Source organism: Cellulomonas sp. JH27-2, from assembly GCF_014837175.1.
GTDB lineage: Bacteria > Actinomycetota > Actinomycetes > Actinomycetales > Cellulomonadaceae > Cellulomonas.
Genome location: NZ_JACYFR010000002.1, coordinates 622934 through 635314, shown reverse-complemented (window position 1 = coordinate 635314; position 12381 = coordinate 622934). Strand labels below are relative to the sequence as shown.

At 71.6% G+C, this 12381-nt stretch carries 12 protein-coding genes; 6 read left to right on the top strand and 6 right to left on the bottom strand.

Translation table 11 applies throughout. The features are described 5' to 3' along the window. The first annotated feature begins 43 nt into the window (after positions 1–43). The 4 genes from pgk to IC607_RS07900 all read left to right on the top strand — a co-directional run bounded on the left by pgk (position 44) and on the right by IC607_RS07900 (position 2827). Complete coding sequence (gene pgk / locus IC607_RS07915) at positions 44–1243, top strand: phosphoglycerate kinase (protein ID WP_191786753.1); 1200 nt, start codon at positions 44–46, stop codon at positions 1241–1243. Between the two features lie 2 nt (positions 1244–1245). Then, the gene (tpiA, locus tag IC607_RS07910) at positions 1246–2040 is read left to right on the top strand and encodes a triose-phosphate isomerase (protein ID WP_191786751.1); all 795 of its coding nucleotides are present in this window, start codon (positions 1246–1248) and stop codon (positions 2038–2040) included. A gap of 186 nt (positions 2041–2226) precedes the next feature. After that, positions 2227–2469 (top strand): preprotein translocase subunit SecG, encoded by a 243-nt coding sequence (secG, locus tag IC607_RS07905; RefSeq protein ID WP_191787066.1) that lies wholly within the window; start codon positions 2227–2229, stop codon positions 2467–2469. A 10-nt stretch (positions 2470–2479) separates the two neighbouring features. Beyond that, positions 2480–2827 carry an RNA polymerase-binding protein RbpA gene (locus IC607_RS07900; protein WP_191786749.1) on the top strand — a complete coding sequence of 116 codons (348 nt, stop codon included), beginning with the start codon at positions 2480–2482 and terminating at the stop codon, positions 2825–2827. Between the two features lie 9 nt (positions 2828–2836). On the opposite strand, the gene IC607_RS07895 is transcribed toward IC607_RS07900, so the two are convergent. From IC607_RS07895 to tkt, 6 genes are all read right to left on the bottom strand, one after another. Further along, the gene (locus IC607_RS07895; protein ID WP_191786747.1) at positions 2837–3505 is read right to left on the bottom strand and encodes an O-methyltransferase; all 669 of its coding nucleotides are present in this window, start codon (positions 3503–3505) and stop codon (positions 2837–2839) included. Further along, complete coding sequence (gene pgl, locus IC607_RS07890) at positions 3498–4259, bottom strand: 6-phosphogluconolactonase (protein WP_191786745.1); 762 nt, start codon at positions 4257–4259, stop codon at positions 3498–3500. The genes IC607_RS07895 and pgl overlap by 8 nt, the downstream gene beginning before the upstream one ends. Then, a complete protein-coding gene (locus IC607_RS07885; protein WP_191786743.1) occupies positions 4256–5167 on the bottom strand; it encodes a glucose-6-phosphate dehydrogenase assembly protein OpcA in 912 nt (303 codons plus the stop codon). The genes pgl and IC607_RS07885 overlap by 4 nt, the downstream gene beginning before the upstream one ends. After that, positions 5164–6705: a glucose-6-phosphate dehydrogenase gene (gene zwf, locus IC607_RS07880; protein WP_191786741.1), complete on the bottom strand. Its 1542-nt coding sequence runs from the start codon at positions 6703–6705 to the stop codon at positions 5164–5166. The genes IC607_RS07885 and zwf overlap by 4 nt, the downstream gene beginning before the upstream one ends. Next, positions 6702–7829 carry a transaldolase gene (gene tal / locus IC607_RS07875; RefSeq protein WP_191786740.1) on the bottom strand — a complete coding sequence of 376 codons (1128 nt, stop codon included), beginning with the start codon at positions 7827–7829 and terminating at the stop codon, positions 6702–6704. The genes zwf and tal overlap by 4 nt, the downstream gene beginning before the upstream one ends. Positions 7830–7921: 92 nt before the next feature. Beyond that, on the bottom strand, positions 7922–10090 hold the full coding sequence (tkt, locus tag IC607_RS07870; protein WP_191786738.1) for a transketolase: 2169 nt from the start codon (positions 10088–10090) through the stop codon (positions 7922–7924). Between the two features lie 317 nt (positions 10091–10407). Here tkt and IC607_RS07865 point away from each other — a divergent pair, with 317 nt between their 5' ends. Together IC607_RS07865 and IC607_RS07860 are read left to right on the top strand one after the other, a co-directional pair. Beyond that, complete coding sequence (locus IC607_RS07865) at positions 10408–11418, top strand: heme o synthase (protein ID WP_370526076.1); 1011 nt, start codon at positions 10408–10410, stop codon at positions 11416–11418. A gap of 4 nt (positions 11419–11422) precedes the next feature. Beyond that, positions 11423–12379 carry a site-specific tyrosine recombinase XerD gene (locus IC607_RS07860; RefSeq protein ID WP_191786736.1) on the top strand — a complete coding sequence of 319 codons (957 nt, stop codon included), beginning with the start codon at positions 11423–11425 and terminating at the stop codon, positions 12377–12379. Positions 12380–12381: the final 2 nt, after the last annotated feature.

Here is a 12381-nt window from a genome sequence, read left to right as displayed (position 1 = left end):
TGTCAGCCCCCAGAACAGCCCCCGAACGCATCGGTAGGAGACCATGAAGACCATCGAGGACCTCGGCGACCTGCGCGGCAAGCGCGTGCTCGTCCGCTCCGACTTCAACGTGCCGCTCGACGGCACGACCATCACGGACGACGGTCGCGTCCGCGCCGCCCTGCCGACGCTGCAGGCGCTCCTGGGCGCCGGAGCTCGCGTCGTCGTGACCGCCCACCTGGGCCGCCCCAAGGGCGCGCCGGAGGACAAGTACTCGCTCGCGCCCGTCGCCGCGCGCCTCGGCGAGCTGCTGGGCCAGGACGTCGCGCTGGCGAAGGACACGGTCGGCGAGTCCGCCAAGGAGACGGTCGCGGCCCTGCAGGACGGCCAGATCGCGCTGCTGGAGAACATCCGCTTCGACGCCCGCGAGACGTCGAAGGACGACGCCGAGCGTGCCTCGCTCGCCGCCGACCTGGCCGAGCTGGCCGACGTCTACGTCTCCGACGGCTTCGGTGTCGTGCACCGCAAGCAGGCGTCGGTGTACGACGTCGCGCTCGTGCTGCCGCACGCGGTGGGGAAGCTGGTGCTGAACGAGGTCGAGTCGCTCAAGAAGGCGACCGAGGACCCCGCGCGCCCGTACGTCGTGGTGCTGGGCGGCTCGAAGGTCTCCGACAAGCTGGGCGTCATCGCCAACCTGCTCACGAAGGCCGACCGCCTGGTGATCGGCGGCGGCATGCTCTTCACGTTCCTCGCGGCCAAGGGCCACCCCGTGGGCAGCTCGCTGCTCGAGGCGGACCAGATCGACACGGTCAAGGGCTACCTGGCGCAGGCCGAGGAGTCCGGAGTCGAGATCGTCCTGCCGGTGGACATCCGCGTGGGCGACTCGTTCGCAGCCGACACCCCGGTGGCCGTCGTCGCCGCCGACCAGATCCCCGACGGCAAGATCGGCCTGGACATCGGCCCCGAGTCGGAACAGCTCTTCGCGAGCAAGATCACGGACGCCAAGACGGTCGTGTGGAACGGTCCCGCCGGCGTCTTCGAGTTCGAGGCGTTCGCGGGTGGCACGAAGGCCGTCGCGCAGGCACTGATCGACGCCGGCGCGAACGGCGGTTTCACCATCGTCGGTGGCGGCGACTCGGCGGCCGCCGTGCGCATCCTCGGCTTCGACGAGGCCAAGTTCGGCCACATCTCCACGGGTGGCGGCGCCAGCCTGGAGTTCCTCGAGGGCAAGACCCTCCCCGGCATCGCAGTTCTGGAGGACTGAGCGTGAGCACGCGCACCCCGCTGATGGCGGGCAACTGGAAGATGAACCTCGATCACCAGCAGGCGATCCAGACGCTGCAGAAGCTGGCGTGGGCGCTGCGCGACGGCAAGCACGACTTCGGCTCCGTCGAGGTCGCGGTGCTCCCGCCCTTCACGGACCTGCGCAGCGTCCAGACCCTCGTCGACGCCGACAAGCTGGAGATCGTCTACGGCGCGCAGGACGTCTCGGCGCACTCGTCGGGCGCCTACACCGGTGAGATCTCGCCCGTGTTCCTGGCCAAGCTCGGTGTCACGTACGTCGCGATCGGTCACTCCGAGCGCCGTGAGCACCACAACGAGACCGACGACGTGGTCAATGCGAAGATCAAGTCGGCTCTCGGGGAGGGCGTGCTGCCCATCCTGTGCGTCGGTGAGGACGTCGAGACGCGTCGCGCCGCGGCGCACGTCGCGCACACGCTGCTGCAGCTCGAGGGCGCCCTGCTGGACGTCACGGCCGAGCAGGCCAAGACGATCGTCGTCGCCTACGAGCCCGTCTGGGCCATCGGCACGGGCGAGACGGCGACCCCCGAGGACGCCCAGGAGATGGCCGAGGCCATCCGCGGTCGCCTCGCGGAGCTGTACGACCAGGAGACCGCGGACGCCGTCCGCGTCCTCTACGGCGGCTCGGTGAAGTCGTCGAACGTCGCCTCGATCATGGCCAAGCCCGACGTCGACGGCGCGCTCGTCGGCGGCGCGAGCCTGGACCCCGAGGAGTTCGCGAAGATCGTGCGCTACCAGTCGCACAACGTGGGTCTCTGACCCGAACCGTCGTCCGACGGGTCCCGCGATCACCCGAAAGGGCGGACGCGGGACCCGCCGACGTGGACGATGTGGCCGACAGGGCCCCTCGTCGCCTACCCTGGACCGCGCTCCACCCTGCTGGGGCGTCGCTCGAACGCAAGGTCGCCGCCCGGCGACGCCCGTACCGTGAGGAACTACGCCGCCGTGACCGCCCTCAAGATCTCGCTCCAGGTGCTGCTGGTGCTCTCCAGCCTGCTCCTCATCCCGCTGGTCCTGCTGCACAAGGGCAAGGGCGGCGGTCTGTCGGACATGTTCGGCGGTGGCATCACCAGCAGCGCGGGCAGCTCCGGCGTGGCGGAGCGCAACCTCAACCGCATCACGATCGGCACGGCGCTGCTGTGGACCGTCGTGATCATCCTGCTCGGGCTCATCGAGACCACGATCTGAGGCGACGACGATGGCGAGCGGGAGTGCGATCAGGGGGTCTCGCGTCGGTGCGGGCCCGATGGGCGAGGCCGAGCGCGGTGACGCAGCCCCTCGCATCTGGATCTCCTACTGGTGCGCGAACGGCCACGAGACGCGGCCCAGCTTCGCCGAGGAGGCGGCCGCCGAGGCCCCGGTGACGTGGGACTGCCCGCGCTGTGGCTTCCCGGCCGGACAGGACCAGGAGAACCCGCCGTCGCCGTCGCGCAACGAGCCGTACAAGACGCACCTGGCGTACGTGAAGGAGCGTCGGTCCGAGGAGGACGGCGCGGCGCTGCTGGACGAGGCGCTGGCCGCCCTGCGGGAGCGCCGCGGGGGCTGACCTGACGCGTCAGGGCAGCACGCGCACCAGCGCGAACCCGTCGTAGCCCTTCGACCCGACGGTCTGCACGACGGTCGCATCGAGGCGCGGATGGTCGGCGACGAGATCGACCATCGCGCGGACGCCCTGCACCCGGTCGTCCGGGTGGTCGGCGTCGACGACACCGCCATCCCGGACGACGTTGTCGAGCACGATCAGCGTGCCCGGGTGGGACAGGGCGAGGGACTGCTCGACGTACCGGGCGAGCGACTGCTTGTCGGCGTCGACGAAGACCAGGTCGAACGCCTCGGTGCCGGCGGCGACCATCGCGTCCAACGTGCTGCTCGCCGGCCCGACGACGACGTCGACGAGCTCGCCGACCCCCGCCTGCTCGAGCGAGTCCGCGGCGGTGCGCGCGTGCTCCGGGTCGATCTCGAGCGTGACGAGCACGCCGTCCGACGGCAGCGCACGCGCGAGCCAGAGCGTGCTGTAGCCGCCGAGGGTCCCGATCTCCAGGATCCGCCGAGCGCCGGCCGTCTGTGCGAGCAGGTGCAGCAGCTTGCCCTGATTGGGGGCGACGGCGATGTCCGGCAGCCCGCCGGCGGCCGCCGCCCGTCGCGTCTCTGCGAGGGCGACGTCCTCCCTGACCAGGACGTCGAAGTACTCGTCGACCGACCGCCAGAGGTCCCGATCAGTCACGGGTGCCCGCCCCGGCGGCGGCCGCGGCGTCGACGAGCCACAGCGTGCGCTCGCTGCCGAGGGCGCCGGCGGCAGGTGTCGTGTCGACCGGGACCGAGGCGAGGGCGGAGGCGACGGCGTCCGCCTTCTCCGCCCCTGCGGCCACGACCCACACCTCACGCGCGCCCCGGATCGCCTCGAACGTCAACGAGACCCGTAGCGGCGGCGGCTTCGGGGAGCCGTGCACGCCGATGGTCGCGCGCCCCGTCGCGCCCAGGGCCTCGTGGCCCGGGAAGAGCGACGCGACGTGGCCGTCCGGCCCCATGCCGAGCAGGAGGACGTCGAACGCCGGTGCGTCGGCGCCCTCGTCCGCGTGCTCGCGCAGCGTCGCCGCGTAGGCCTCGGCCGAGGCCTCGGGGGTCGCGACGTCGTCGCTGAGCGCCGGCATCGCGTGCACGTTCTGCGCAGGCAGCGCGTCCCCCAACGCATCGAGCAGGGCACCGCGCGCCTGGGTCTCGTTGCGGTCGTCGTCCCCGTCGGCCACGAAGCGCTCGTCGCCCCACCACACGTGCACCTGCGACCAGTCCACGGCGTCCCGCACCGGGCTGGCGGCGACCGCTGCCAGCGTCGCGATCCCGACGGTGCCGCCGGTGAGCACCAGGTGGACGGGCGAGCGGTGGGACTGGACGTCGACGAGCCGTGTGAGCAGTCGGGCGGCCGCGGCCTCGGCGAGCACCGTGGCATCCGGGTGGACGATCACGTCGCGCACCGTCATGCGGTCACCTTGGCGAGCCCCTTCGTGAGCACCTCGCCGTACACCTCGTCCGGGTCGAGACGCCGCAGCTCCTCGGCCAGGCACTCGCGCAGGTGCCGGATCGGCAGGGCGATGCGGTGCTCGGGCTGGTCGGGCTGACTGAGGGCGGCCGTCTTGCCGTCGGGGCGGTCCAGCACGATGTCGCCGCCGGCCCGCTCCAGGCGTACCTGCACGATGGCCGGGGCATCGGGGATGCGCTCGACGTCGACCGGGCACTTGAGCGAGTGCGCCAGCCACGCCGCCATCATGTCGACCGACGTGTGGGTGCTCTCGCCGGCCACGACCGCACGTCGTACGGGCTCGTACGGCGGCTGGTCCAGCGATGCCGCGATGAGCCCACGCCACAGGGTGTCGCGCGTCCACGACAGGTCGGTGTCGCCCTCGACGTAGGACTTCGCCAGCTGGCGCAGGGTCGGGCCCGGCTTCTCAGCGCGAGACGTGTCGGTGATGCGGCGCTGCGCCATGCGCCCGAGCGGGTGCTCGGAGGGGACGGCGGGCGGCTCGTACGGCCACCACGCCACGATGGGCGCGTCGGGCAGCAGCAGCGGCATGACCAGCGTGTCGAGGTGGTTCTCGACTTCGCCGTACGGCCGCAGGATGATGACCTCGCTCGCTCCGGCGTCGCCACCGAGCCGGATCTGGGCGTCGAGACCCTCCTGCCCTCTGCCCTGGTTGATGAGGATGACGCGGCAGGGGTGCTCGCGGCTCGCGTCGTTGGCGGCCTCGATGGCGTGCTCGGGATCGTGGCCGCCGGTGTCGATGAGGAGCGTCAGGACACGTCCGAGCGCCACCGCGCCACCCTCGTCACGTTCGCGGAGCAGCCGCTTCGCGACGTCGCGCGTGTTGGTGTTGGGCATGTCGACGATCACGGAAGCCTCCAGGTGCGCCCGTCGCGGGCCATCATCGTGTCCGCGGAGGGCGGACCCCAGGTACCGGCCCGGTACTCCTCCGGCTTGCCGTGCCCGGCCCAGTAGGAGATGACCGGGTCGAGGATCTTCCAGGAGAGCTCGACCTCGTCCTTCTGCGGGAACAGCGGCGGGTCGCCCAGCAGCACGTCGAGGATCAGGCGCTCGTAGGCCTCGGGCGAGGCCTCGGTGAACGCGTGCCCGTAGCCGAAGTCCATCGTGACGTCGCGGACCTCCATCTGCGTGCCCGGGACCTTGGCCCCGAACCGCAGCGTCACACCCTCGTCGGGCTGCACGCGGATGACCAGGGCGTTCTTCCCGAGCTCCTCGGTGGCCGTCGACGCGAACGGCAGGTGCGGCGCCTTCTTGAACACGATGGCGATCTCAGTGACTCGCTTGCCCAGGCGCTTGCCCGTTCGCAGGTAGAACGGGACACCTGCCCACCGGCGCGTGTCCACGTCCACGCGGATGGCCGCGTACGTCTCCGTCGTCGAGCTCGGGTTGAAGCCTTCCTCCTGCGAGTAGCCGATCACCTTCTCGCCGCCCTGCCAGCCCGCGGCGTACTGGCCGCGCGCCGTGTGGCGGCCGATGTCCCGGGGGAGCCGGACGGCCGAGAGGACCTTGACCTTCTCCGCGCGCAGGGCTTCCGCCGAGAAGGAGACGGGCTCCTCCATGGCGGTGAGCGCGAGGAGCTGGAGCAGGTGGTTCTGGATGACGTCGCGCGCGGCACCGATGCCGTCGTAGTAGCCGGCGCGGCCGCCGATGCCGATGTCCTCGGCCATCGTGATCTGCACGTGGTCGACGTAGTTCGAGTTCCAGATGGGCTCGAAGAGCTGGTTGGCGAAGCGCAGAGCCAGCAGGTTCTGCACCGTCTCCTTGCCCAGGTAGTGGTCGATCCGGAAGATGTCGTCCGGGTTGAACACGCTGGACACGATGCTCTGCAGCTCACGCGCGCTGGCCAGGTCGTGACCGAACGGCTTCTCGATGACCACGCGCCGCCAGGTGTTCTCCTCGGGCTGGCTCAGGCCCGAGCGCGCCAGCTGCTTGCACACCACGGGGAACGCGCTCGGCGGGATGGACAGGTAGAACGCGTGGTTGCCGCCCGTCCCGCGGTTGATGTCGAGCTCCTCGACGGTATGGCGCAGGCGGTCGAACGCGTCGTCGTCGTCGAACGAGCCCTGGACGAACCGGATGCCCTCCGAGAGCTGACGCCAGGTCGCCTCGCGGAACGGCGTCCGTGCGTTCTCCTTGACGGCGTCGTGCACGATCTGCGCGAAGTCCTGGTCGGCCCAGTCACGGCGCGCGAACCCGGTGAGCGCGAAGCCGGGCGGGAGCAGGCCGCGGTTGGTCAGGTCGTAGACGGCAGGCATGAGCTTCTTGCGCGCCAGGTCCCCCGTGACGCCGAAGATGACGAGACCGCAGGGCCCGGCGATGCGGGGGAGGCGTCGGTCACGAGGATCGCGCAGCGGGTTCTGCCCCGGGGCGACCTTCGCGGGCGTCACCGGGCGTCCGCGGGGGTCGCGGCGCGCAGGCCCTCGTCGACCTTGTCCAGCAGCTGCTTCCAGCTGTCGATGAACTTGCTCACGCCCTCGTCCTCCAGGTGTGTCGTGACGTCGTCGATGTCGATGCCGATCCCGCGCAGGCGCTCGATCACGCTCGCGGCTGCGTCCTGCGTGCCCGTCACGGTGTCGCTGCCGTCGCCGCCGTGGTCGGCCACGGCTTCCAAGGTCGCCTCGGGCATGGTGTTCACGGTGTCCGCGACCACCAGCTCGTCGACGTAGAGCGTGTCCGGGTAGGCCTTGTCCTTGACGCCCGTCGAGGCCCACAGCGGCCGCTGGGGGTGGGCGCCGGCGGCGGCGAGCGCACGCCAGCGCTCGGTGTCGGTCACCTCGAGGAACAGTCCGTAGGCCAGGCGCGCGTTCGCGATCGCCGCGGTCCCGCGCAGGGCGGCAGCCTCAGGGGTGTCGAGCGCGTCGATCTTGGGGTCGATCGCGGTGTCCACGCGGGAGACGAAGAACGACGCGACCGAGGCGATGGGGCCCAGGTCGTGCCCGTTCTCCTTCGCCTGCTCGAGGCCGCTCTGGAACGCGTCGAGCACGGCGCCGTAGCGCTCGATGGAGAAGATCAGCGTCACGTTGACGCTGATGCCCTCGGCCAGGACCGCCGTGATGGCGGGCAGGCCCTCGACCGTCGCGGGGATCTTGATGAAGACGTTGGGCCGGTCGACCGTGGCCCACAGCCGCTTCGCGGACTCGATCGTGCCGGCCGTGTCTCGCGCCAGGCGCGGGTCGACCTCGATGGAGACGCGCCCGTCCTGCGTGTCCGTACGGTCGTAGACCGGCCGCAGCACGTCGGCGGCATCGCGTACGTCGTCCGTCGTGATCCGGAAGACCGCCTCGTCGACGTCCACGCCGTCGGCGGCGAGCTCGCGCAGCTGCTCGTCGTAGGCGTCGCCCTTCGCGAGGGCCGAGGCGAAGATCGTCGGGTTGGTCGTCACTCCGACCACGCCGCGCGCGACGAGATCCGCGAGGTTCCCGGTGCGGAGCCGCTCGCGCGAGAGGTCGTCCAGCCAGACCGCGACCCCTGCCTCGGCGAGCCGCTCCAGGGGGTTGCTGCTCGGTGCCATGGTGTGTGCCTTCTTTCCCTGCTGAACGAACGTGACGTCCTGCGAATGAAGGTCGTGGGGTCCCGCTGCACGAGCGGGACCCCACGGCGTGCTCAGCCCTGCTGGTCGCCCGTGCCGCTGTCGGTGGGCGTGGCGGCGGTGTTCGCCGGACCGGCACCCGCCCGGGCGGCGGCGATCGAGTCGTGCGCCGCGGCGACGACGGCCTCGGCCGTGATGCCGAACTCGCGGTACAGCGTCTCGTAGTCCGCCGAGGCACCGAAGTGCTCGAGCGAGACCGTGCGGCCGGCGTCGCCGACGATCCGGTGCCAGGACAGCGCGATGCCGGCCTCGACCGAGACGCGGGCGCGGACCGACGACGGGAGCACCGACTCGCGGTACGCGTCGTCCTGCGCGGCGAACCACTCGAGGGACGGGGCGGACACGACGCGGGTCGCCACACCGGCGGCCTCGAGGGTCTCGCGGGCCGCGACGGCCAGCTGGACCTCGGAACCCGTGCCGATGAGGATCACGTCCGGCTCGCCGTTGCTCGCGTCGATCAGCACGTAGGCGCCCTTCGCGACCCCGTCGGCGGACGCGTACCCGTCCTCGTCGCGCGGGAACGTGGGCACGTTCTGGCGGGTGAGGATGAGGCCGACGGGCCCGTCGCGGTGCTCGAGGATGGCCTTCCACGCCTGCGCCGTCTCGTTGGCGTCCGCCGGGCGGACCACGGACAGGCCGGGGATCGCGCGCAGCGCCGTGAGGTGCTCGACGGGCTGGTGCGTGGGGCCGTCCTCGCCCAGGCCGATGGAGTCGTGCGTCCAGACGTAGATCGCCGGGGCGCCCATGAGGGACGCGAGCCGGACCGAGCCGCGCATGTAGTCCGCGAACTGCAGGAACGTGCCGCCGTAGGGACGGGTCAGGCCGTGCAGGACGATGCCGGACAGGATCGCGCCCATGCCGTGCTCGCGGATGCCGAAGTGCAGCGTGCGGCCGAACTCGTCGCCCGCGAACTCCGACGTCGAGCGCTTGGCCGGCAGGAAGGACGGGGCGCCCTTCATCGTCGTGTTGTTGGAGCCGGCCAGGTCGGCGGACCCACCCCAGAGCTCGGGCAGCTCGTCGGCGATCGCGGACAGGACCTCGCCGGACGCGGCGCGCGTGGCCACCGACTTGCCGGTGGGGAAGACGGGCAGCGCCTTCTCCCAGTCGGCGGGCAGCTCGTGCGCGCTGAGGCGGTCGAGCAGGTCCGCCTTCTCGGGCTGGGCCGAGCGCCAGGCGTCGTAGCCCTTCTGCCACTCGGCGCGCGTGGCGGCGGCGCGGTCGGCGAGCGAGCGCGTGTGCGCCAGCACCTCGGGGTCGACGTCGAAGCTCTTGTCCGGGTCGAACCCGACGGCCTCCTTCAGGCCGCGGACGGCCTCGGTGCCGAGCTTGGAGCCGTGGGCCGAGTGCTCGTTCGTCTTGCCGGGCGTGGGCCACGCGATGAGCGTGCGCAGGCCGATGAACGACGGCTTGTCGGTGACGGCCTTCGCGGCCTCGATCGCCGCGGCCAGCGCGTCGACGTCCTCGCGGTACTCGCCGCCGGCGGTCCAGTCGACGAACTGCACGTGCCAGCCGTACGCCTCGTAACGGGCCAGGACGTCCTCGGTGAACGCGATCTCGGTGTCACCCTCGATCGAGATGTGGTTGTCGTCCCACAGCACGATGAGGTTGCCGAGCTCCTGCGTCCCCGCGACGGACGAGGCTTCGCTCGTGACGCCCTCCTGCAGGTCGCCGTCCGAGCAGATGACGTACGTGTAGTGGTCGAACGGGCTGGTGCCCGGGGCCGCATCAGGGTCCAGCAGACCGCGCTCGCGCCGCTGGGCCATCGCGAAGCCGACGGCCGAGGCCAGGCCCTGGCCGAGCGGGCCGGTGGTGATCTCGACACCGGTCGTGTGCTTGTACTCGGGGTGGCCCGGGGTCTTGGAGCCCCAGGTCCGCAGCGCCTCGAGGTCCTCGATCTCGAGGCCCCACCCGCCGAGGAAGAGCTGGATGTACTGCGTCAGGCAGGAGTGCCCGGCGGAGAGGACGAACCGGTCACGGCCGATCCAGTGGGCGTCCTTCGGGTCGTGCCGCAGCACGTTCTGGTAGAGCAGGTAGGCCGCGGGGGCCAGGCTGATCGCGGTGCCGGGGTGGCCGTTGCCGACCTTCTCGACCGCGTCGGCGGCCAGGACGCGGACGGTGTCGACCGCCTTGAAGTCCAGGTCCGTCCAACCGACCGTCTCTGCCAGGGGAGCCTTCGCGTTCACCGCACCTCATTCCCACCCGTGCCGGGGGCCGGGTGTCGTGTCGGACGTCATCGGGCGTCCAGCTGGACGCCGGCCGGTCTCGCAGCGCAGGGGCGGAGCGTCGAACCGTGCTCTTCGAGCCTATAGCCGAGTTGGTGCACCTCGCCGGGTGGGTCCACGAATCCGTGGCGCGACCGATCTCACACCCCGAAATGCCCGAACCGGGGTGGCAGCGATCCCTTCGGCGCGCGGCGGTGCGTAACATGGCAGCGCGACATCCCCCCACCTCGGTCATGTGCCGGGTCCTCCGGCCGGACGACGAAACGGATCAGCAGCGCGTGCGCCTCACCAGCCCCTTGCCAGTCGACGATGCCGGTACGCCGGGCAACCCGACGACGGCGCGGTCGACGACGGGGCGACCCGTGACCGCGGGCTCGGCGCAGACGACGACGCCTCGCCGTGGCGGGCTGCGTGCGGTCGTCGGCCCGTACATCGCGCTGACCAAACCCCGCGTCATCGAGCTGCTGCTCGTCACCACGGTGCCGACCATGATCCTGGCGGCCGACGGCATGCCCGGTCTGTGGCTCGTGCTCGCCACGCTGATCGGCGGCGCGGCGGCGGCAGGTTCGGCGAACGTGCTGAACTGCTACCTCGACCGCGACATCGACAAGATCATGAACCGCACCAAGCGGCGCCCGATCGTCACGGGTGAGGTGAGCCCGCGTGCGGCGCTCGTCTTCGGACTGGCGCTCGGTGTCGGGTCGCTCGCGTGGCTCGGCCTGGTGGTGAACGCGGCCTCCGCGTGGCTGACGGCCGCGGCGATCCTCATCTACGTCGTCGGCTACACGATGATCCTCAAGCGCCGCACGCCGCAGAACATCGTCTGGGGCGGCGCCGCCGGCTGCATGCCGGTGCTCATCGGCTGGTCGGCCGTCACAGGCGGCCTCTCCTGGACCGCTGTGCTGCTGTTCGGGGTCATCTTCTTCTGGACGCCGCCGCACTACTGGCCGCTGTCGATGAAGTTCCGCAACGACTACGCGGCGGCGGGCGTGCCCATGCTCCCGGTCGTGGCCAAGGACACCAAGGTCGCGCGCGAGATGATCGCGTACACGCTCGCGATGATCGCCTGCTCGGTGCTCATCTGGCCCGTGCAGGGCATGACCTGGGTGTACGGCGTCGCCTCCATCGGTCTCGGCCTCTGGTTCCTGTGGACCTGCATCGGCCTGCTGCGCCGCGCGGACGACCCGAGCCGCGGCAAGCTGCGCGCCATGAGCGTCTTCCACGCGTCGATCACGTACCTCACGCTGCTGTCCGTCGCGCTGTCGGTGGACGTCTTCCTCCCGTTCTGACGTCGTGGAGCAGCCGGCGCGGGAGGTCGACGCCTCCCTGCGTGCCGCGCTCGAGACCTATCTCGCGCACCTGACGATCGAGCGCGGCCTGTCGCCGAACACCCTGGCCGCCTACCGGCGCGACCTCGGGCGGTACGTGGCGTTCCTCGTCGAGAGGGGTGTCCGCGACCCCGCGGCCGTCGCGGAGGGCGACGTCGAGGCCTTCGTCGTCGCGATCCGCACGGGCGGCGACGGGGGGAGCGCGTTGTCCGCGTCGTCCGCGGCCCGATCCGTCGTCGCTGTCCGCGGCTGGCACCGGTTCCTGGCGCTGGACGGCGCGACGAGCATCGACGTCACGCGCGACGTCCGTCCGCCCGCCCAGCCCAAGCGGCTGCCGAAGGCCATCTCGGTCGACGACGTGGCCCGGATCATCGACGCGGCGGGGATGGGCGACGGCCCGGTGCCTTTGCGCGACCGGGCGCTGCTGGAGCTCGTCTACTCGACGGGCGCGCGGATCTCGGAGGCGGTGGGTCTCGACGTCGACGACCTCGACCTGGCCCCGGGTCGCGCGTCGGTGCGGCTCTTCGGCAAGGGCAGCAAGGAGCGGGTCGTGCCCGTCGGCTCGTTCGCGTGCGAGGCCGTCGAGGCGTACGTCGTGCGCGCCCGTCCGGCTCTCGCGGCCGGGGGCCGGGGGACACCCGCACTCTTCCTCAACACGCGCGGGGCGCGACTGAGCCGGCAGAGCGCGTGGGCGGTGCTCCGCACGGCGGCGCAGCGGTCGGGCATCCCCGACGCCGACCACGTCTCCCCGCACACGCTGCGGCACTCGTTCGCGACCCACCTGCTCGCCGGCGGTGCGGACGTGCGGGTGGTGCAGGAGCTGCTGGGGCACGCGTCGGTGACCACGACGCAGCTGTACACGCTCGTCACCGTGGACAGCCTGCGCGAGGTGTACGCGCAGGCGCACCCGCGCGCCCTGTGAGC

Coding starts and splice junctions, on each gene's coding strand:
- IC607_RS07900 (WP_191786749.1), top strand. CDS start 2,480: ATGGCGAGCGGGAGTGCGATCAGGGGGTCTCGCGTCGGTGCGGGCCCG.
- pgl (WP_191786745.1), bottom strand. CDS start 4,259: ATGACGGTGCGCGACGTGATCGTCCACCCGGATGCCACGGTGCTCGCC.
- pgk (WP_191786753.1), top strand. CDS start 44: ATGAAGACCATCGAGGACCTCGGCGACCTGCGCGGCAAGCGCGTGCTC.
- tal (WP_191786740.1), bottom strand. CDS start 7,829: ATGGCACCGAGCAGCAACCCCCTGGAGCGGCTCGCCGAGGCAGGGGTC.